The organism is Solidesulfovibrio carbinolicus (assembly GCF_004135975.1).
Lineage (GTDB): Bacteria > Desulfobacterota > Desulfovibrionia > Desulfovibrionales > Desulfovibrionaceae > Solidesulfovibrio > Solidesulfovibrio carbinolicus.
In genome coordinates, this window is record NZ_CP026538.1 from 3,789,179 (window position 1) to 3,807,660 (window position 18,482).

Here is an 18,482-nt window from a genome sequence, read left to right on the forward strand (position 1 = left end):
GTCAAGGAGCAAGGCGCGCCGCGCCGACAACTTCGGGGCGTTTTTGGACTTTCCTACCAAAAAAGTATAGCATACAAAGTCACCATGCCCGCATTCTCCGGGCGACACCGTCTAACCGGCGAGGCATCAACATGGCCGACAACACCTGGCACGCCCAAACCCTGGCCCTGCACGCCGGGCATGCCCCGGACGCCGACACCCTGTCCCGGGCCGTGCCCATCCACCAAACCACGAGCTATCTGTTCCGGGATCCCGAACACGCCGCCAACCTCTTTGCCCTGAAAGAAGGCGGCTACATCTACACGCGCCTGGGCAACCCCACCACCGACGTGCTGGAACGCCGGCTGGCCGCCCTGCACGGGGCCAGCGCCTGCGTGTGCACCGCCTCGGGCATGGCCGCCATTTTCTACGCCATCGCCGCCATCACCAAGGCCGGCCAGAACATCGTTTCGGGACTCAACCTCTACGGCGGCACGCACACCCTTTTCGAGCACACCCTCAAGCGTTTCGGCATCGAGGTGCGTTTCGTCGATTCCTCCGACCCGGCCAACTTCGCCGCCGCCATCGACGACAACACGCGCCTAGTTTACACCGAGACCATCGGCAACCCGCGCTGCAACGTCGACGACCTGCCGGCCATCGCCAAGATGGCCCATGACCACGGCCTGCCCTTCGTGGTGGACAACACCGTGGCCGCGCCGCCCATATTGAACCCCTTCGAGCTTGGGGCGGACATCGCGGTCTATTCGCTCACCAAGATCATCGGCGGCCACGGCACGGCCATCGGCGGGGCCATTGTCGAGGGCGGCAACTTCGACTGGTCCGTCGGCGGCAAGTTCCCGGAGATCACCGCCCCGGACCCGACCTACCACGGGGCCAATTTCTGGGAGATGCTGTGCTCGCTGGAAGGCGGCACGCCCTGCTCGGCCTTTTGCACCAAGGTGCGCACGGGCCTTATGCGCGACATCGGGGCCACGCCTTCGCCGTTCAACAGCTTCCTCATCATCCAGGGGCTGGAGACGTTGCCGCTGCGGGCCAAGGCCCATTGCGCCAACGCCCAGAAGGTGGCGGAATTCCTGGAAGCCCATCCGGCCGTCACTTGGGTCAACTACGCCGGCCTAGCCAGCCACAAGGACCATGCCCGGGCCAAGGCGCTCTTCCCCATCGGCCCCGGCGCGGTCTTCGGCTTCGGCGTCAAGGGAGGCCTGGAAGCCGGACGCAAATTCATCGCCTCGGTGAAGCTGTGCTCGCACCTGGCCAACATCCTGGACGCCAAGACCTTGGTCATCCATCCGGCCAGCACCACGCATTCCCAGCTCACCCCGGCCGAACAGCTCGAAGCCGGCGTTACCCCGGACATGGTGCGGATATCGGTCGGCATCGAGGATGTGGAAGATATTATCGCCGATCTGGATCAGGCGCTGACGGCTGCCAGCGCATAGAGAAAAAGACGAAGACTGGGGGAAACGCTTTTAGAAAGCGTTTCCCCCAGGCCCCCTTCGAAATAGCTGGGCTTACGCCCAACAGGAAGAGAGTCCGGGGGCCTTACCCCCGGAGCAACGTGGTTCCCGTCAAGCGCCACTGACGGCCATTCGGGCTTCCCGGCGGACAGAGAGTCAATCCTCGTCGCACCCCCTTTAAACCTTTTTCAGAGGTGGGGGGTCTGGGGGCCTCAGGCCCCCAGCCGCCAGCATTCTTCCCCCTCCTACTCCTTCTCCACCTCACATAACAGCCCCCGCAGCTGGTACGAGCCGAAGGCCGGGTCGTAGGGCGGGCCGGCGCTCGTCAGCACGTTGGCGGCGGACTCCAGTTCGCCGAAGTTGCCCGGGCCGCGTTCCGGGAACCACCAGCCGTGGTCCAGGCTCGCCACGCCCTCCATGATGTCCGGCGTCACCCGCGCCCGCATGCGGACCTGCCCGCGCGGGCTTTTCACCCGCACCCAGTCGCCGTCAGCAATGCCGCGCGCCGCCGCCGTGGCCGGCCCAAGCTCGGCCAGGGGATCGGGACGCCGGGCGCGTAGATGCGCGATCTGGCGGCCGTCGCTGTGGAAATACTCGCTGCGCCGCGCCCCGGTGGTCAGGATCAGCGGATAGTCGCAAGCCGTCTCGGGCGAGGCTTCCGGGCTTTCCGGCGGCGGCGCGTAGCTCGGCAGCGGATCGTAGCCCAACCGTGCCAACCCCTTGGAAAAAAGCTCCACCTTGCGCGTGGGCGTGCGAAAGCCTTTTTCGGCAAAGCGGCGGTAAGTCGGCGGCGGCATGACCATGCCGCCGCCGGCCAGCTCGGCGAAACTCACCCCGGCCGGCCGCAGCCGGGCGTCGAAGATGTCGTGGAGCGGCTCGCCGGCCCCGGGCAGGCCCAGCCGGACGGCCAGATCGTCCAGCATGGCTTCGATCTGGCGGCACTGGCCGGTTTGAACCAGCTGGCGGTGGGCGAACACCGCACGCGGGGCCACCAGCGGCAGTTCGATGACGCCGTCCATCTCGGGCCACATGGCCGCCGGCAGCACGTAATCGGCCAGGGCGGCCGTGGGCGTCAGGAAATGGTCGGCCACGACCAAGAGCTCCAGGGCCTTGAGGCTTTCCAGCACCATCCGGGAGTCGGCCACCGTGGCCAGGGGATTGTTGCCGAAAAGCAGCAGCGCCCGAACCGGGTAAGGCTGCCCCGTGAGCATGGCCCTAAAAAGCGTGGGGATATGGGCCGAAGGCATGAACGCGCGGAAGCCGCCCAAAAGTTTGAAGCGCTCGGCCCCCAGCCGCAGCGCCTGGGCCTCGGCGGGAAGCGCCTGTCGCAGCACGGGATAGGCCCCGATGAGCTCGGTCCCGAACACGTCGCCGCCCGGAATGTCGAGATTGCCGGTCAGCCCCCGCAGCACGGCCACGGCCCGCACGGTCTGCAGGCAGTTGGGGTTCTGCTCCAGGGACACGCCCCAATCAAGAATGGAGGGCTTGTCCAGGGCGTAGCGCCGGGCCGCCTCCAGCATCAGCGCCGCCGGCACGCCGGTGCGTTCCTCGGTCCAAGCCGGCGTGCAATGGGCCACCGCCGCCCACAGTTCGTCAAAGCCCAAGGTATGGGCGGCGACGAACTCCCGGTCGTACCAGCCTTCCTCGATGATGGCCCGGGCCATGCCGAGCGCCAGCGCCGCGTCGGTTCCCGGGCGGATGGGCAGCCACAGGTCGCAGCGCCGGGCCGTTTCGCTGCGCCTGGGGTCCACGGCGATGCCGCGCGCCCCGGCGGCCAGGGCCTTTTTGACCGGAAAAGCCAGTTCGCCGTCCGGCCCCGAAACCAGCGGATTGTGGCCCCAAAAAAGGATCGTGCGCGGCGGCGTGTCGCCATAGTAATCCCCGACCACGAAGCCGCCGTAGGTGAGATTGGAGACCGTGATGCGCGGAATGAAGCAGTTGGCCAGCCCCGGCTCGTACCAGTTGGGCGTGCCGAAGCTGTTGGCGAAACGGATGACGTGGAAATAGTGCGGCCGGCCCGTGCCCTGCCCCAGGGCCACGCTGTGGGGGCCGGACTCCCGACGAAACGCGTCGAGCCGCCCGGCAATGGCCGCCATCACCTCGTCCCAGGAGACCGGCTCGAAACAGCCCTGCCCGCGCTCGCCCACACGCTTCAGCGGCACGGTCAGCCGGTCGGGATGAGCCATCATGGCCGGCGCGGACAGCCCCTTGACGCACATGCGGCCCAAATTAAACGGCGAACCAGCCCTGGGCCGCACCCGGACAACCCTCCCGCCGTCCACCGTCACCCAAGCCGCGCAGCCGCCATGGCAGCCCCGGCAGATGCCGGGGTGGTTAGTGGGCATGGGGGTGGAAGTGGGGGTGGGAAGAGAGGGAAGAGAAGATGCCTCCGGCGGCTGGGGGCCTGAGGCCCCCAGACCCCCCGTATGGAGAGAGGGGGAGCATCAGAGGGCCGCGAAAAAGCAGATCACCGCAAAAAGGCCCAGGCCGGTGCGGATGGCGTGGAGCAGGTTCCACTTCTCCAAAAGCGCCCGGGTGGCGGCGTCGGCCGTGTCCGGGTCGGCGGCCGTCAGCTGCCGGTTGACCGGCATGATGAAGCGGTAGGTGACGACCCAGTTGGCGATGGAAAAAAGCGCCCCCGTGACGAAAAGCGCCTTGCCGGCCCAGTAGGCGGCCAGCAGGCCAAAGAAAAAACCGCCCACGGCCAGACTGGCCTGCATACGGTAGGCGCGCGGATAGCTCGCCTGCCACTGGGCCAGCATCTCGCCGTCCAGCAGCCCGCGCCGGGCCGGGTGTTCCACAAGGTTGATGTACAGGGCCGCGCCGGTAAACGCGGCCATGAGCGCCAGAGCGATAGCGCCAAATTCCATGGGTTACCTCGTTTGGCCGTCCACCTCGGCCAGGGTGTCGATAAGCGCGGCGATGGCAAAATCCTGCTCGGCGTCGGTGAGCGACGGATACATGGGCAGGGAGAATATCTCCCTGGCCGCTCGCTCGGTGTGGGGCAGGTCGCCTTCCTTGTAGCCCAGATGCGCGTAGCCCGTCATGGTGTGGATGGGCCAGGGGTAGCTGATGTTGAGGTTGACCTCGCGGGCCCTCAGGCCAGCCAGGACGGCGTCGCGCTTGGGGTGGCGGGCGACGTAGAGATAATAGGCGTGGTCGTTGCCCGGGGCGGTCACCGGCAGGGTCAGGGACGTGCCGGCCAGGGCGGCGTCGTAGCGGGCGGCCAACTGCCGGCGGCGGGCGATGTAGGCCGGCAGATGCTTGAGCTTGCCGCGCAGGATGGCGGCGTGGACCTCGTCCAGCCGGCTGTTGAACCCGTGCTCCAGGGCGTAATAGGTCTTTTCCATGCCGTAGAAGCGCAGCTTTTTGAGCTTGGCCGCCACGTCGTCGCGGTCGGTCAGCACCATGCCGCCGTCGCCGTAGGTCCCCAGAATCTTGGTGGGATAAAAGGAAAAGGCGGCCGCGTCGGCCAGAGCGCCGCAGATCCGGCCATGCCGGGCCGCGCCGTGGGACTGGGCGCAGTCCTCGACCACCAACAGCCCGTGGCGCTCGGCCACGGCGGCCACGGCCTCCATGTCCACGCACTGGCCAAAAAGATGCACCGCCACGATGGCCCGGGTGCGCGGCGTCACGGCCGTTTCCAGCAGCGCCGCGTCCATGAGGTAGGTGGCCGGGTCGATGTCGACGAAGCGTGGCACGCCGCCGGCGCTGGCGATGGCCGAGACCGTGGGCACGGCGGTGTTGGAGACGGTCAGCACCTCGTCGCCCGGCTGAAGCCCCACGGCCAGCAAAGCCAGCATGACGGCATTGGTGCCGTTGTCCACGCCCACGCCGTGGGCCGCGCCGCAGTAGGCGGCGAACTCCTGTTCGAAAGCCGCGACATTGGGGCCGAGGATGAGCTTGCCCGAAGCCAGCACCTCTTCCACCGCCGCCATGATCTCGGCCTTTTCTTCCCGATACTCTTCCAAATAGCCCCAAACATTAACCGCCATCCCATCACTCCTTGTTCCCCCTATTGGGGGGTCCGGGGGCCTCAGGCCCCCGGCCGCCGGAGGCATCTTATTCTTCTTGTATTACTCACTCAACCGCGCCCGAACCCTGGCGTCGGCAATGAGCGCCGCCGCCAGGGCGGGGTCGTGGCCGTGGGCCATGGCCGTGAGCGCGCGGGTAAAAAAGCGGGCAAAGGCGTCGGCCGGCGGGATGATCTCCACCAAGCAGCCCGTGGGCGTATTGCAGGCCAGTTCCAGGGCGGCTCCGGGCGGCGGGGTGAAGACCCGGTCCAGGGAGGCGGCCAGATTGGGGCCGAGCACGTCCAGGCGGTTGGCGTAGCCGGTGTCGAAGCCGAAGGTTCCGGTGAAGCTGCGCCCGCCGGGGTAGGTCATCTGGCAGACGAAGGCGGTGTCGACTTCCGGGCCGCGCGAAAGGATTTGGCAGGCCACGGTGTCCGGCTGGCAGCCGAAGAGCACCCGGCCGGGGCTGGCGGCATAGGCCCCGAGGTCGGACAGCGCCCCGCCGCCCAGGGCGGCGACGTGGCGGAAGTTGCCCGGCGGCAGGGGCGGAAAGGAAAAGACGGCGGAAGCGCGCGCGGGGGCCGAGCCGGCGGCGGCGAAGGCGGCCATGAGGGCTTCGATGCCCGGGTGGTCGGCCCAGACCGTGGCCTCGGCCAGGGTGAGGTTCTTTTTGGCGGCCAGGGCGGCGGCGGCCTCGGCCTCGGCCAGGGTCAGGAAGGCCGGCTTGTCCACCACGACGTGGCGGCCGGATTCCAGGGCGGCCAGGACCAAGGCGGCGTGGCGGCTGTTTTCGGTGGTGACGTAGACGGCCTGGGCCGGACTGTGGGCCAGGGCGGCCTTGGCGTCGTCGCGCCAGGTGACGTCCAGCCCGGGCGGCAGGGCCGGCCGGCGGCCGCTGCGGGAGACGATCTCGACCCCGGCCAGGCCCAGGGCGGACAGGTTCGGGGCCACCCGGCGGGCGAAAATATCGGACGCGCCGAAAACAAGGAGCTTCACGGCAGGGTCTCCAGCAGGCCCAGGCAGGCCATGAGGTTTCGGGCTTCGATGTTGACGTGGCCGTGGCGGGCCATGCGCCACAATTGCCCCAGCGTCATCCAGGCGTAGTGGTCCGGCAGGTCCAGAGACCTTCCGGGCGGCAGCTCCACCACCATGTAGCGGTTCTGGAAATGGTGGAAGCGCCCGCCCTCCTCGGACTGCACGGCGTCGTAGCGCACGATGGCCCGGCCGGGTTCAAGGAAATGGGCCAACAGCGGCGGGGCGCAGGCCCGGCAGGCCCGGGCGACCACTTCGGAACAGGCGACGGTCGGCCCGATCTCCATGCCGTCGCGGTTGCCGGGTTCCAGGCTTCCCCGGGCCAGGAAATGGAGTACGCCGCCGTGGCGCTGGCACAAGAAGCCGACCAGCCCCTGGCCGTCGTGGTGAAGCAAGGGCTGGGACCAGTTGGTGGCCTCACGGGTGTGGGCCTGCACGTCCACGCCGATGACGGAAAAATACAGGCCCGTTTCGTGGCGGATTTCCGTGTCGGTCACGGTCCAGCCGCGCAGCCGATCCAAATCCAGGGAAGAAACGCGCATGTCGTGGCGGGCCTTGCCGGCCGTGAGCCAGGCCATGAGTTCGTCCATGGTATGGCGTTCCTTGTCCGAGCGGCAAAAGGACAGATAGACGTCGAGGCCAAAGCCGCCCACGTCGTGGATCAATCCGTAATCCGGCCCTTCGTCGGGATCGGCCAGGGGAATAAGCGACACCACGGTGCGGGCGTCCATGTTGACGATGTTGTCGTGGTGCAAAAGGGCCTTGATCTGGCCCAGGGTGAGCCAGCGGAAATCCTCGTGCTCGGGCACGGGGCCGTCCACGGCGACGACCATGTTGCGGTTGCGCTTGCGCAAAAACCGCGCCCCCTGTTCAGGCTGGAGCTGGTCCAGGAGCACCCTGGCCCGGCCGGGCTCGGTGAAATATTCGAGGTAGCGCGGCGTGGCTCCGGCATGGACCCGGGAATAGTTGCTGTGGGTGGCCTGGACCGTGGGCGAAAGCTGGAGGATGTTGACGTTGCCGGGCTCCATCTTGGCCTGCATGAGAAAATGGAGCACGCCGTCGATCTCCCGGGCGAGAAGCCCCAGGATGCCCACCTCGGGCTGGTTGATGATGGGCTGGTCCCAGGATGCCACCGGGCCGAAACCGGTTTGCGCCCGAAGTCCTTCGATGGCGAAAAACCGTCCCGAGCGGTGCATCAGCCGCATGGGATTTGGCGCGTAATGCCACTGGGAAAGGGCGGTCAGCGGGGCGCGACGCACTTCGAAGCGGCTGCGGTCCTTGGCGTTAAACCAGTCCAGGACGGCGGCCACGTCCGGCAATTCCCCGGCCAGAGCCCGGCTGGAACGCAGAAAGGCCAGACGGACGGCAGCGGTGCTCATGGCTGGGCAACCGCCTCCAGAAAGGCTTCGTAACTACGGATGGAGCGGCTCATGTCGTAGTGGGTGCTGGCCAGCACCAGGCAGACGGCTCCGGGCGCGATGTCGCGGATGTCGATAAAGACCATGGCCGGGATGAAAAGCCCCTGGGCCGGATCGGCCAGACGCACGGACATCCGGTCGCGGCCGTCGGTGAGGTCCAGGCGAAGCGAACCCGATACGCAGACCACGAGTTGGTCGGTGTCGCGGTGGGCGTGGCCGCCGCGCTCGGCCGTCATGCCGTGCATGTAAAAGACCCGGCGGATGGGAAAAGGCACGGTCTGCCCGGCCTCGACCACGGACAGCCAGCCCCGGTCGTCGCCGACGGAAGGTACGGCCATAGGCCGCACCCGGCCAAGGGGCCCTACCATCGGCGCGCCTCCCGGGTCGGGGTCAGGCCGCCGCCGTGGACTTCGCGCACCACGAACTGCGGGGCGCGGTTGGCCTCAAGCAGCCCCCGGCCGACGTATTCGCCCAGAAGCCCGAGCATGACGAGCTGGATGCCGGCGAAAATAACCACCGTGACGTACAGCGTAGTCCAGCCCGTGGGCACGTCCACGCCAAGGAGCTTCTCCAGCAGGCTCCACACGGCCATGAGCAGCCCGAAGGCGCTGACGCCAAGGCCCAGCACGGCGGACAGGCGCAGGGGGGCCACGGAGAAATTGACGAACATGGTCAGCCACAACCGGATGAGCTTCCACAGGGTGTAGCCCGAACGGCCGGCCCGGCGGGGACAGTGCTCCACCTCGATCTGGGCGATGTTGTCGGTGACCCGCAGGATCAGACCGTCCACATAGGGAGAGGGGCCGGCGTAGGCGATGATGCGCTCGACCAGGAACCGGGACAGGCACTTGAAGCTTGAAAGATAGAGATGGCGCGGCTTGCCGAGCAGCCAAGTGGCCACCAGATCGTTGAACGCGCTGCCCCAGTTGCGCAGGGCGTTATGGCATTTTTCGCGAAAAGCGCCGTACACCACATCAAAGCCGCCGGCCACGGCGGCGTCCACCAGCCGGGCCGCCTCGTGGGGCGGATTTTGGAAATCATCGTCCATGACCACGACATAGTCGCCGCCGGACTGGCACAGCCCGGCCATGACCGCGCCATGCTCGCCGAAATTGCGGGCCAGGCGCAGATAGGTGACGCGTCCGGGATGGCGCTCGCAACAGGCCAGGCATTCCCGGTGGCTGCCGTCGCGGCTGCCGTCGTTGACCAGCACCACGTCGGTTTGGGGCAGCGGCGGCTCGGCGATCAGGGCATCCACCAGCCGGCCGATGGACTGTTCGGCGTTGTAGACCGGGATGACGATGGTCAGCGTGGGCGATGATACGGCTTGGCTCATAACCCCTTGCCGGCGTTGCGTTGGAAGTTGCCGGAAACGCCCCGGCCGGGCTTGCGGGCCAGGGCGAAAACGGACAGGCCAAAGGGGAAGGCCAGGGCCTTGCCCACGATGGCGGCGTTTTCGAGACGCCGCACGGCGGCCAGGGCGGCGTTGAGCGGTCCGGGCAGCGGCGTCAGATCGGAGACCGGCTGGCAGTCAGGCCGACGACGCCGGCGGGCCAGGCGCACCAAGGCGGCGGCCGGAAATAAAAGCGTATTGGAATAGGACAAAATGTCCAGGGTAAAACCCGCCCCGGCGAGCATTTCCCGCACCTCGCCGGCCCGGTAGCGCCGCGCCACGCCCACGGCCCGGTCATGTTCGGCGTATAGCGCCTGGAAGGCCACGAGATTGAGAATAAGCGCCCCGCCCGGGGCCAGCACCCGATACAGCTCGGCAAAAGCGGCCGGCACGTCGCGGGGCGGCACGTTGGCCAGCACGTCCAGGGAAAGCGCCACGTCAAAGGCGGCGTCGGCAAAGGGCAGGGTCACGGCCGAGGCCCGGACCAGGGGAAAATCGCCGCGCCCCCGGGCCAGGGACAGGGCCGTGGCCGACAGGTCGAGGCCCACGGGCTGCAAATCGGCGAAAATTTCCAGCACCTTGCCCGTGCCGCAGCCGGCGTCCAGGACCCGGCCCGGGCCGGACACCAGCCCCCGGCAGCGGGCCAGCGCCCGGCAGACCTGATCGTGCAGCCCCAGATACCACCAGTGCCGTTCCTCGGCCTGGCGCATGGCGGCGTATTCGGCTTCCAGCATGGTCCAACGCACCTCGAAACATTCTCGAACCGTCCGGGCCGCAACGGCCGGGACGTGAAGGCTCTGTCTAGCGGTTTGCCCGAAAAAAATCTATTGCACCGGGAAGTCCCGCCGCAACGAGGCCCCCATGTCGCCGCGCCATCACCCTTCGCCGCTGTTTTCCGTGATCGTCCCCGTACTGGGCGAGGCGCGCCGCATAAACGGCGTCATCGACAACATTCATGCCGCCGGCTACGGCACGCCGCTGGAAATCATCGTTGTCGATGGCGATCCGGCCGGCGGGACCATCCGGGCCATCGACCGGGAGGGCGTGACGGGACTGACCGCCCCGCCGGGCCGGGGCAGCCAGCAAAACGCCGGCGCGGCCGTGGCCCGGGGCGAATATCTGCTGTTTCTCCACGCCGACACGCGACTGCCGGCCGGAGCCTTTGCCGAGGCGGCCCGGCTTCTGGACACCCGGGCCGAACTGGCCGCCTTTTCCCTGGCCATCCGCTCCGAGAAATGGCTCCTGCGGGCCATTGCCGCCGCCGCCACCTGGCGCTCACGACTTTTTTCCCTGCCCTACGGCGACCAGACACTGTGCCTGCGCCGGGAGCTCTTTGCCGCCATGGGCGGCTTTTGCGACATCCCGGTCATGGAGGACGTGGAGCTGGTGCGCTGTCTGCGCCGGGCCGGCGGCCGGGTGGCCGTTTCGCCATTGCGGGTGACCACCTCGGCCCGGCGCTGGCTGGCCGAGGGACCGCTTTTGGCCACGGTCCGCAATCTGGCCCTGCTTACCGGCTACACCCTGGGCCTGGCCCCGGCCCGGCTGGCCCGGTTCTACCCGCCCCGGCCCATCCCCCCGGCCCACGGCCCCGGCCCGGCCGGCGGGCGCTGACCCGTGGCGGCCGTATCGCTGCATATCCTGGCCAAGGCCCCGCTGCCGGGGCTGGTCAAGACCCGCCTGGCCGCCGTGTGCGGCGACGACGTGGCCTTGGCGGCCTATCGGGCCATGGCGGCCAACGTCTTTCGCGCCGCCCTGGCCTCGGGCCTGCCGGCCACCGTCCATTTCGCCCCGGATAACGCCCGGGCGGCCATGGAAACCCTGTGCGGCCCGGGATTTCAGCTTTCGCCCCAAGCTCCGGGCGATCTCGGCGCGCGCATGGCCGCCGCCCTGGCCGGAGCGCTCACGGCCGGCGACGCGGCCGCCCTGCTTATTGGCGCGGACCTGCCCCTTCTCACCCCGGAGCTGCTGGGTAAGGCCGCCAAGGCCCTGGAGGAAAAACCGGCCGTGCTGGGACCGGCCGCGGACGGCGGCTACTGGCTCATCGGCTTCACCCGGGCGGGATTTACGCCCGAGGTTTTCGCGGACATGCCCTGGAGCACCGCCGCCGTGGCCGGGCTGACCCGGGCGCGTCTGGCCGCGGCCGGCCGGGATACGGCCGAGTTGGCGACCCTGCCCGACTGCGACGAGGCGGCCGATCTGGCCCGGCTGGACGGACCGCCCTGGCGACAGGCCCTTGGCGGCACGCCCTTTGGCCAATTTCTGGACGCGGCCACGGCCGGGCTATTTGACCAAAATCGCGCCAACCGTTAGGGTTGAAGGAAAATACAGGCGAGCCTGGGGCTGGCCGGCACGGCAGGGAGGCGCGGTTGGGGACGCCTGGCGGAGAATTGCGCGCGCGCACGCTTGTCAGCTGCTTTCTGCGCTGCTACCTGGTCGGCGCGGCGTTCAACACGCGCGGCCTGCAGCACGTGGGGCTGGCCTACGCCATGGAACCGGGACTGGCCCGGCTCTATCCCGACCCGGCCCAGCGCGACGCCGTGTTCGAGCGTTACCTCAAGCTCTACAACACGCACTTTTTCTGGACCCCCTTGCTGGTGGGGCTTTTTTTGTCCCTGGAGGAAAAGATCGCCCAGGGGCTTGTGCCGCCGGAAATGCTTGACAACGTCAAGACCACGACGGCATTCACCCTCTCCGCCATAGGCGACACGTTTTTTTCGGCCAGCGTCATGGGCCTGTGGGGGCTTTCGGCCGCCTGTCTGGCCGCCGACGGGCGCTACGGACTCCTGGCCGGGCTTACCGCCGCCCTGTTCCTGGCCGCCCAGGCCTTCAAGGCCATGACCTTTCGCGCCGGCTATCGCGAGGGCTTCCAGGTGCTGCGCCGCCTCAAGCGCTGGGATCTGGTCAACCTGGGCCGACGGGTCAAGGTGGCCAACGCGGTGCTGTTGTCGCTTTTCTGGGTGCTGGCCCGGCCCCGGGGCGAGACCGGCTCGCCCTTGGCCGACGCGGCGCTCATCGGCATTCTGGCCGCCTGGGCCGCCACGCGGCCGTCGGTGTCCCGGGAAGCGGCGCTTTTGGCCCTGGCCGCCGGCTGGGTGCTGGCCCGCTCCATGTGGCCGGCGTAAAGCCGGCATAACCGCCAGGCCCGCGCCTGGCCCGCCGCCCCATAAGCGGCCGAAACGACGGTGGACGATGACCGAGCCGACCCAAGCCGCCCCCCTGCCCGGGGCCGACGACATCCTGGCCGAAGCCGACGGTTTCGTGCTGCGCGTGCGCGTGGCCAACGAACAGGGCCTGCACGCCCGCCCGGCCGCCAAGCTGGCCCAGGAAGCCCAGAAATTCGCCTGCGACATCCAGGTGCGCCACGACGGCGGCGACGCCGTGGACGCCAAGAGCATTCTCGATATCCTTACCATGGCCGCCGGCCAGGGCTGCGAACTGGAACTGCGCGCCGCCGGGCCCGACGCCGCCCAGGCCCTTGGGCGCCTGGGCGAACTGTTTCGCAACCGTTTCCGCTGACCCCGCGACCGGTCCGTGACAGGGACCGAAAAACCCCCAACCCCGCCGCGCCGCGGATCGCCGCCGCGCCAAGGACCAGCCCGACATGGCAACCCTCAAAGGCATCCCCGTCTCGGCCGGCATCTCCATCGGACGGGCCTTTTTCTTAAACCGCTCCGGGGCCGGCCCCCTGCCCCGCCAGACCCTGCCCGAAGCCCTGGTCGGCCCGGAAACGGCCCGCCTGGATCGCGCCATCGAGCAGTTCGCCCAGGAAATCGAACAGGCCCGGGAGCGCATCCCGGCCGATCTGCGCGAACATGCGCTCATTATCGACTCCCACCTCATGATCCTCAAGGATCCCAAACTTTCGGGAGTCGCCAAACGCTACATCCAGACCCTGGGCATCAACGCCGAATGGGCCCTGGACAAGGCCGTGGCCGACCTTGAAAAGGCTTTCGAGGCCCTGGACGACCAGTATTTCCGCGACCGCATCCAAGACGTGCGCACCGTCTCGGGCCGCGTCCAGGCAAGGCTCGCCGGCCAGACCGCCGAAATACGGGCCATCGAGAGCCGGGTGGTGCTCATGGCCCACGACGTCTCCCCGGCCGACACGGCGTCCCTGGAGACCGACAAGATCATGGCCCTGGTCACGGTCCAGGGCGGCAAGACCTCCCATACCGGCATCCTGGCCCGGACGCTTGGCATCCCGGCCGTGGTCGGCGTCACCGAACTCGAACGCGAAGTGCGCGACGGCGACCTCGTGGTGGTGGACGGGCTGCGCGGCGTGGTGGTGCTGTCCCCGGCCGAGGAGGAACTGGCCCGGCTCTCCGACCTCAAGTACCAGTTCGAGGCCTACCAGGCCGGCATCATGCGCGGCTGCCACCTGCCCGGCGAAACCATCGACGGCTACCGGCTCAAGGTCAAAGCCAACATTGAGATGCTCGAAGAAGTGCCCACCGTGGTCAACAACGGCGGCGAGGGCATTGGGCTGTACCGCACCGAATATTCCTACATGAACCGGGCCAAGCTGCCCACGGAAGAAGAGCTTTACCAGGAATACCTGGACCTTGCCACGATCATGTCGCCGCGCCGGGTGACGCTGCGCACCCTGGACGCCGGGGCCGACAAGTTCGTCTCCACCCTGGGCAGCCTGGACGAGCGCAACCCGGCCCTGGGGCTGCGGGCCATCCGCCTGTGCATGCACCACCGCGATATTTTCATGACCCAGCTGCGGGCCATGCTGCGGGCCTCGGTTGCCGGCAACATTTCGGTGATGTTCCCCATGATCTCCGGGCTGCGGGAAATCCGGCAGGCCAAGGCCATGCTGGCCGAGGCCCGGGCCCAGCTGCGCCAGGAAGGCCACCGCTTCAACGCCGACCTGCCGGTCGGCATCATGATGGAGCTGCCCTCGGCCGTGATGATCGCCGAGATCCTGGCCCGGGAGGTCGATTTCTTCAGCATCGGCACCAACGACCTCATCCAGTATTCCCTGGGCATCGACCGCACCAACCGGTACGTGTCCCACATGTACCAGCCCCTGCATCCGGCCGTGGTGCGCAGCATCAAGCACGTGGTCGACGCCGCCCACCAGGCCGGCATCGAAGTGAGCCTGTGCGGCGAAATGGCTTCCGATCCCTTTTGCGTACCCATCCTCATGGGCATGCAGATCGACTGCATCAGCTTGACCCCCCAGGCCATACCGGGCATCAAGCGGATCATTCGCCAGGCCACCATGGACGATTGCAAAAACCTGCTTAAATTGGTTCTGGAAAGCCCGTCCGTGACCCGGACCAATGCCCTGGTCCAGGAAACCATCTTCCGGCAGTTCCCGGACGAGCTGATGTTCTATTCCTCCCTGCTTGACCGGGAGGACTCCCCGGCCCATTGACCGCTCCGGCCGCCCGGCCTACACACGACACGGACGCGGCGGGGCTGGCCGTGATGCGACGCCCGGACCTGTCCGGGCGCGAAACGGCGGCGGCATTGCCTGCCAAAGGACGCCATGGCTGCGAAAGAATCGGGCGAAAAACTTGTCGCCCTCAATAAGAAAGCCCGCCACCTCTACGAATTTCTGGAAAAATACGAGGCCGGCCTGGTGCTCATGGGTTCCGAGGTGAAGTCCCTTCGCCTGGGGCGCATCAGCTTCAAGGACGGCTACGTGAAGTTCCAGGACGGCGAGGCATTCATGATCGGCGTGCACATCGCGCCCTACGAAAACGCCGGCTACGCCGGCCACGAGCCCGAGCGGCCGCGAAAGCTCCTGCTCCATGCGGCGGAAATACACGCCATGCGCGTCAAAGTGGAACAAAAAGGGCTGACCGTGGTCCCGGTACGGGTGTATTTCAAAAACGGCCGGGCCAAGGTCGAGATCGCCCTGGCGCGCGGCAAGAAGGTCTTCGACCGTCGCGACGACCTCAAGTCCCGCGACCTCGACCGCGACGCCGCCCGGGAGCTGGCGCGGCATTAACCGGCCCAGGCCGGATCGGACGAAACCGCTGCAAGGAACGCTTTGATGGGTCGATTCCGCCATTTTTTCCTAATACTTACGGCCATGTTCCTGCTGGCCGCCCAGCCCTGCGCCGCCGCCGAGGCCGACGAACGCCTGGAGGCGTTTCTCGACGAGACCGCCGCCCTGTACGGACCAACCGAAGCCGACGTCGTCAAGAAGCTCGGTTCGCCCCGGCAGCGCCAGGCCGTGTCCTTCAGCAATCCCTACGACGCCACGCCCTACGAGATCATCACCCTCACCTACGACGGGCTGGTCGTGTCGCTGTACAGCATGGAAGAGGGCCAGCGGCAGTTTTTCCACCAGATCCGCATCTTCGCCGCGCCCGGCTGCTTCGCCCGGGGCGTGTGCCGGGGCATCCCCCGGGAACGCCTGGCCATTGCCCTGGGCCAGCCCGAGGAAGTCGAGGGCAACGTCTGGCGCTATTCGGATTTAAGCGGCTACAACGAAGTCTCCTTCACCTTTGACGCGGCCGGTCTCGTGGACATCATGACCTGGACCGCCGAAGCCGACTGATCCCATGCGTCCCACCCCGAGCCTGCCCGCCGACATCCGTCGCGCCCTGGAGAACATCTTCCCCGGCGACGCCGCCGTTTTCAGCCCGGAAGAGATGTTCGTCTACGGCGTCGACGCCTCGCGCCGCCACGCCCTGCCCGCCGCCGTGGTGCGCCCCGAAAACCTGGAGCAGGTCCGGGCGCTTCTGGCCCTGGCCCAGGACAAACGCCTGCCCGTGCTGCCGCGCGGCCGGGGCACCAACACCGTGGGCGACTGCACCCCGGTCGCCGGCGGCGTCGTCGTCTCCACGGCGCGCCTTGCCCGCATCAAGGACATCGACGCCGACGACTTCGTGGCCGTGGTCGAACCCGGCGTGGTCACGGCCGACCTCCAGGCCGAGGCGGCAGGGAAGCGCCTGTTCTACGCCCCGGACCCGGCCAGCGTGAAATTTTCCACCATAGGCGGCAACGTGGCCACCTGCGCCGGCGGCATGCGGGCCGTCAAGTACGGCGTCACCCGCGACCACGTGCTGGGGCTCACCGCCGTGCTGCCCGGCGGCGAGGTCGTCCACTGCGGCCGGCGCACCCATAAAAACGTCGTGGGCCTGGACCTCGTGCGCCTTTTTTGCGGCTCCGAAGGGACACTGGGGATCATCACCGAGCTGACGGTCAAGCTCCTGCCCCTGCCGGCCGCCACGGCCACCCTGGCCCTGGCCTTCGCCGACGTGGACGCGGCGCTTACCGCCGCCGGCGACGTGTTCCGGGCCGGCATCCTGCCCACCGCCCTGGAATTCATGGCCCGGGAAGCCATGGCCGCCGTGGCCGCCATCAGCCCCGTGCCCTGGCCCGAAACGGCCGGCGCGGCCCTTATCATCCGCCTGGACGGTTCCCCCGAGGCCCTGGCCGCCGATCTGGCCCTGCTGGAAGCCGCCGCCAAGCCGGCCGGGCCGGTCTGGAGCCGCCGGGCCGCCACCCCCGAGGACGAGGAAGCCGTCTGGGAACCGCGCCGGCTGCTCAATCCCGCCTCCTTCAAGGCCGCCCCGGACAAGATCAGCGACGACGTCACCGTGCCGCGCGGCAAGCTTCGGGCCGCCGCCGCCGGCATCAAGGCCGTGGCCGACGAACTGTCCCTCAAGATTCTCCTTTTCGGCCACGTGGGCGACGGCAACCTCCACGTCAACATCATGCACGACGCCGCCAACGCCGACGAGCGCAACCGGGCCGAGGCCGCCCGGGAACGCATCCTGTCCCTGGCCCTGTCCCTGGGCGGCACGCTGTCCGGCGAGCACGGCGTGGGCCTGTCCAAGCTGCCCTTCCTCGACCGCCAGCTTTCCCCCATCGAGCGCGGGCTCATGGCCCGGATCAAGGCCGCCTTCGACCCCAGCGGCATCATGAACCCCGGCAAGGCCTACTAGACGTGTCCACGGAACTCACCCCCGTCCACTGCCTCCACGGCCAGGGCCGCCGCCCGACCTGCATCCTGTGCGGCCGCTGCCTGCCCGTGTGTCCGCTTTTTACGGCCACCGGCCGCGAGGAGCTTTCCCCGCGCGCCAAGTTTTTCCTGGCCAAGGCCCTGGGCGAAGGCCGGGCCGAGCTGTCGGCCAAGGCCGCCGAGATGCTGACCACCGCCTGCCTGTCCTGCGGCCGCTGCGAGGACGCCTGCCCCTTGGGGCTTTGCGGCCCGGATCTGGTGGCCGAAATCCGCGCCGCCCATCCCGGGTTCGCCGGGATGCTGTGGAAGCTGTGGGTCGAGCGGGCCGGGGTGGCCTGGCCCCTGGCCATGACCCTGGGCAAACTGCTGCCCGGCAACATCCCCATCGCGGCCGTGTCCCGGGCCCGAGACGCCCTGGCCGCCCTGGGCGCGGGCAAGGCCCCGGCCCCCTGGCTGTTCCCCAAGACTTTCGATACGCGCCATGCCGGCCAAAAAGCCGTCATCTTTGCCGGCTGCGTGGCCGAGCACGCCAACCCGCGCTGGAAGGCCGAGGCCGCCCGGCTCCTGGAGGGCCTGGGCGTCGAGGTCTTGCCCGATCCGGGATTCACCTGCTGCGGCTGCACCCTGGGCCACGCCGGCGCGCCCCAGGCCCAAGCCGCCATGCAGCAGCAGAATATCGACGCCTGGCGTCGGGCCGGCCGGCCGCTCATGGTGGTTTTCTGCGCCACCTGCCGCTGCGGGCTGCGGGCCTACGCCCGAAAGGATCTCGGGCTGGCCATGGACGAACTCGGGCCGTGGCGGGAAAACCTCGTCTCCCTGGCCGAACTGCTGGGGGACACCACGTTCGCCATCGGCCAGGCCGCGCCCCCGGTCGTGCGCTACCACCGCCCCTGCCACGGAGCCGGCGGCAACCAGGACCTTTCGCTTTTGCGCCGCATCATGGGCCAGCGCCTGGTTTTCCGGGAAAACGAAACCCCCTGCTGCGGTTTCGGGGGGCTGACCAAGCTCACCCATCCCGACCTGTCCGAGGCCGTGGCGCGTGACGCCCTGGCCGTCTACGCCCCCAAGCCCGGGGAACAGATCGTCACCGGCTGCTCGGGCTGCGTCACCCAGCTGCGCGCCGCCGCCCCGGACGGGGTGGGAGTCGGCCACTGGCTGGAAACCATCGGCTAATGTCGTGTCCTGCGGGAAAGCAGATGTCGCCTTGCCGACAATACACTAAACCATTTGTTTTTCTTA

General features: G+C 68.3%; 18 protein-coding genes. 10 read left to right on the forward strand and 8 right to left on the reverse strand.

The genetic code is table 11. The features are described from left to right. Positions 1-131: 131 nt before the first annotated feature. Positions 132-1,442, forward strand: coding sequence for an O-acetylhomoserine aminocarboxypropyltransferase/cysteine synthase family protein (locus C3Y92_RS16920; RefSeq protein ID WP_129354537.1), 1,311 nt, complete (start codon positions 132-134; stop codon positions 1,440-1,442). A gap of 263 nt (positions 1,443-1,705) precedes the next feature. On the opposite strand, the gene C3Y92_RS16925 is transcribed toward C3Y92_RS16920, so the two are convergent. The 8 genes from C3Y92_RS16925 to C3Y92_RS16960 form a co-directional block, all read right to left on the reverse strand. Then, positions 1,706-3,805 (reverse strand): molybdopterin-containing oxidoreductase family protein, encoded by a 2,100-nt coding sequence (locus tag C3Y92_RS16925; protein WP_129354539.1) that lies wholly within the window; start codon positions 3,803-3,805, stop codon positions 1,706-1,708. 99 nt (positions 3,806-3,904) lie between these two features. After that, positions 3,905-4,330, reverse strand: a complete 426-nt coding sequence (locus C3Y92_RS16930) for a DUF1772 domain-containing protein (RefSeq protein ID WP_129354541.1) — start codon at positions 4,328-4,330, stop codon at positions 3,905-3,907. Positions 4,331-4,333: 3 nt separating this feature from the next. After that, the gene (locus C3Y92_RS16935; RefSeq protein ID WP_129354543.1) at positions 4,334-5,455 is read right to left on the reverse strand and encodes a DegT/DnrJ/EryC1/StrS family aminotransferase; all 1,122 of its coding nucleotides are present in this window, start codon (positions 5,453-5,455) and stop codon (positions 4,334-4,336) included. Positions 5,456-5,536: 81 nt separating this feature from the next. Beyond that, positions 5,537-6,469 (reverse strand): Gfo/Idh/MocA family protein, encoded by a 933-nt coding sequence (locus C3Y92_RS16940; protein WP_129354545.1) that lies wholly within the window; start codon positions 6,467-6,469, stop codon positions 5,537-5,539. Continuing rightward, on the reverse strand, positions 6,466-7,884 hold the full coding sequence (locus C3Y92_RS16945) for an NDP-hexose 2,3-dehydratase family protein (RefSeq protein WP_129354547.1): 1,419 nt from the start codon (positions 7,882-7,884) through the stop codon (positions 6,466-6,468). Before C3Y92_RS16945 ends, C3Y92_RS16940 begins: the two co-directional genes overlap by 4 nt. Next, entirely contained in the window at positions 7,881-8,261 is a 381-nt protein-coding gene (locus tag C3Y92_RS16950; RefSeq protein ID WP_235669520.1) for a sugar 3,4-ketoisomerase, read from the reverse strand. The genes C3Y92_RS16945 and C3Y92_RS16950 overlap by 4 nt, the downstream gene beginning before the upstream one ends. A gap of 23 nt (positions 8,262-8,284) precedes the next feature. After that, positions 8,285-9,259 carry a glycosyltransferase family 2 protein gene (locus tag C3Y92_RS16955; protein ID WP_129354551.1) on the reverse strand — a complete coding sequence of 325 codons (975 nt, stop codon included), beginning with the start codon at positions 9,257-9,259 and terminating at the stop codon, positions 8,285-8,287. Continuing rightward, entirely contained in the window at positions 9,256-10,050 is a 795-nt protein-coding gene (locus C3Y92_RS16960; RefSeq protein ID WP_129354553.1) for a class I SAM-dependent methyltransferase, read from the reverse strand. Before C3Y92_RS16960 ends, C3Y92_RS16955 begins: the two co-directional genes overlap by 4 nt. A 127-nt stretch (positions 10,051-10,177) precedes the next feature. Here C3Y92_RS16960 and C3Y92_RS16965 point away from each other — a divergent pair, with 127 nt between their 5' ends. The 9 genes from C3Y92_RS16965 to C3Y92_RS17005 all read left to right on the forward strand — a co-directional run bounded on the left by C3Y92_RS16965 (position 10,178) and on the right by C3Y92_RS17005 (position 18,416). Next, positions 10,178-10,927 (forward strand): TIGR04283 family arsenosugar biosynthesis glycosyltransferase, encoded by a 750-nt coding sequence (locus C3Y92_RS16965; protein WP_129354555.1) that lies wholly within the window; start codon positions 10,178-10,180, stop codon positions 10,925-10,927. Positions 10,928-10,930: 3 nt separating this feature from the next. Then, positions 10,931-11,626, forward strand: a complete 696-nt coding sequence (locus tag C3Y92_RS16970; protein WP_129354557.1) for a TIGR04282 family arsenosugar biosynthesis glycosyltransferase — start codon at positions 10,931-10,933, stop codon at positions 11,624-11,626. A gap of 77 nt (positions 11,627-11,703) precedes the next feature. Further along, positions 11,704-12,438, forward strand: coding sequence for a PTS system mannose/fructose/sorbose family transporter subunit IID (locus tag C3Y92_RS16975; RefSeq protein ID WP_235669521.1), 735 nt, complete (start codon positions 11,704-11,706; stop codon positions 12,436-12,438). 67 nt (positions 12,439-12,505) lie between these two features. Continuing rightward, the gene (locus C3Y92_RS16980) at positions 12,506-12,832 is read left to right on the forward strand and encodes an HPr family phosphocarrier protein (RefSeq protein WP_129354561.1); all 327 of its coding nucleotides are present in this window, start codon (positions 12,506-12,508) and stop codon (positions 12,830-12,832) included. An 85-nt stretch (positions 12,833-12,917) separates the two neighbouring features. After that, entirely contained in the window at positions 12,918-14,699 is a 1,782-nt protein-coding gene (gene ptsP / locus C3Y92_RS16985) for a phosphoenolpyruvate--protein phosphotransferase (protein ID WP_129354563.1), read from the forward strand. Between the two features lie 114 nt (positions 14,700-14,813). Then, positions 14,814-15,278 (forward strand): SsrA-binding protein SmpB, encoded by a 465-nt coding sequence (smpB, locus tag C3Y92_RS16990; protein ID WP_129354565.1) that lies wholly within the window; start codon positions 14,814-14,816, stop codon positions 15,276-15,278. 45 nt (positions 15,279-15,323) lie between these two features. Next, positions 15,324-15,833, forward strand: a complete 510-nt coding sequence (locus tag C3Y92_RS16995) for a hypothetical protein (protein ID WP_129354567.1) — start codon at positions 15,324-15,326, stop codon at positions 15,831-15,833. A 4-nt stretch (positions 15,834-15,837) separates the two neighbouring features. After that, positions 15,838-17,226 (forward strand): FAD-binding oxidoreductase, encoded by a 1,389-nt coding sequence (locus C3Y92_RS17000; protein ID WP_129354569.1) that lies wholly within the window; start codon positions 15,838-15,840, stop codon positions 17,224-17,226. Positions 17,227-17,228: 2 nt separating this feature from the next. Beyond that, positions 17,229-18,416, forward strand: coding sequence for a (Fe-S)-binding protein (locus C3Y92_RS17005; RefSeq protein WP_129354571.1), 1,188 nt, complete (start codon positions 17,229-17,231; stop codon positions 18,414-18,416). Positions 18,417-18,482: the final 66 nt, after the last annotated feature.

Bases quoted from the DNA above. Each gene is read 5' to 3' on its own strand.
- C3Y92_RS16920 (WP_129354537.1), top strand. From the start codon at position 132: ATGGCCGACAACACCTGGCACGCCCAAACCCTGGCCCTGCACGCCGGG.
- C3Y92_RS16925 (WP_129354539.1), bottom strand. From the start codon at position 3,805: ATGCCCACTAACCACCCCGGCATCTGCCGGGGCTGCCATGGCGGCTGC.
- C3Y92_RS16960 (WP_129354553.1), bottom strand. From the start codon at position 10,050: ATGCTGGAAGCCGAATACGCCGCCATGCGCCAGGCCGAGGAACGGCAC.
- ptsP (WP_129354563.1), top strand. From the start codon at position 12,918: ATGGCAACCCTCAAAGGCATCCCCGTCTCGGCCGGCATCTCCATCGGA.
- C3Y92_RS16935 (WP_129354543.1), bottom strand. From the start codon at position 5,455: ATGGCGGTTAATGTTTGGGGCTATTTGGAAGAGTATCGGGAAGAAAAG.
- C3Y92_RS16965 (WP_129354555.1), top strand. From the start codon at position 10,178: ATGTCGCCGCGCCATCACCCTTCGCCGCTGTTTTCCGTGATCGTCCCC.
- C3Y92_RS16980 (WP_129354561.1), top strand. From the start codon at position 12,506: ATGACCGAGCCGACCCAAGCCGCCCCCCTGCCCGGGGCCGACGACATC.
- C3Y92_RS17000 (WP_129354569.1), top strand. From the start codon at position 15,838: ATGCGTCCCACCCCGAGCCTGCCCGCCGACATCCGTCGCGCCCTGGAG.
- C3Y92_RS16995 (WP_129354567.1), top strand. From the start codon at position 15,324: ATGGGTCGATTCCGCCATTTTTTCCTAATACTTACGGCCATGTTCCTG.
- C3Y92_RS16930 (WP_129354541.1), bottom strand. From the start codon at position 4,330: ATGGAATTTGGCGCTATCGCTCTGGCGCTCATGGCCGCGTTTACCGGC.
- C3Y92_RS16950 (WP_235669520.1), bottom strand. From the start codon at position 8,261: ATGGCCGTACCTTCCGTCGGCGACGACCGGGGCTGGCTGTCCGTGGTC.
- C3Y92_RS16945 (WP_129354547.1), bottom strand. From the start codon at position 7,884: ATGAGCACCGCTGCCGTCCGTCTGGCCTTTCTGCGTTCCAGCCGGGCT.
- smpB (WP_129354565.1), top strand. From the start codon at position 14,814: ATGGCTGCGAAAGAATCGGGCGAAAAACTTGTCGCCCTCAATAAGAAA.
- C3Y92_RS16955 (WP_129354551.1), bottom strand. From the start codon at position 9,259: ATGAGCCAAGCCGTATCATCGCCCACGCTGACCATCGTCATCCCGGTC.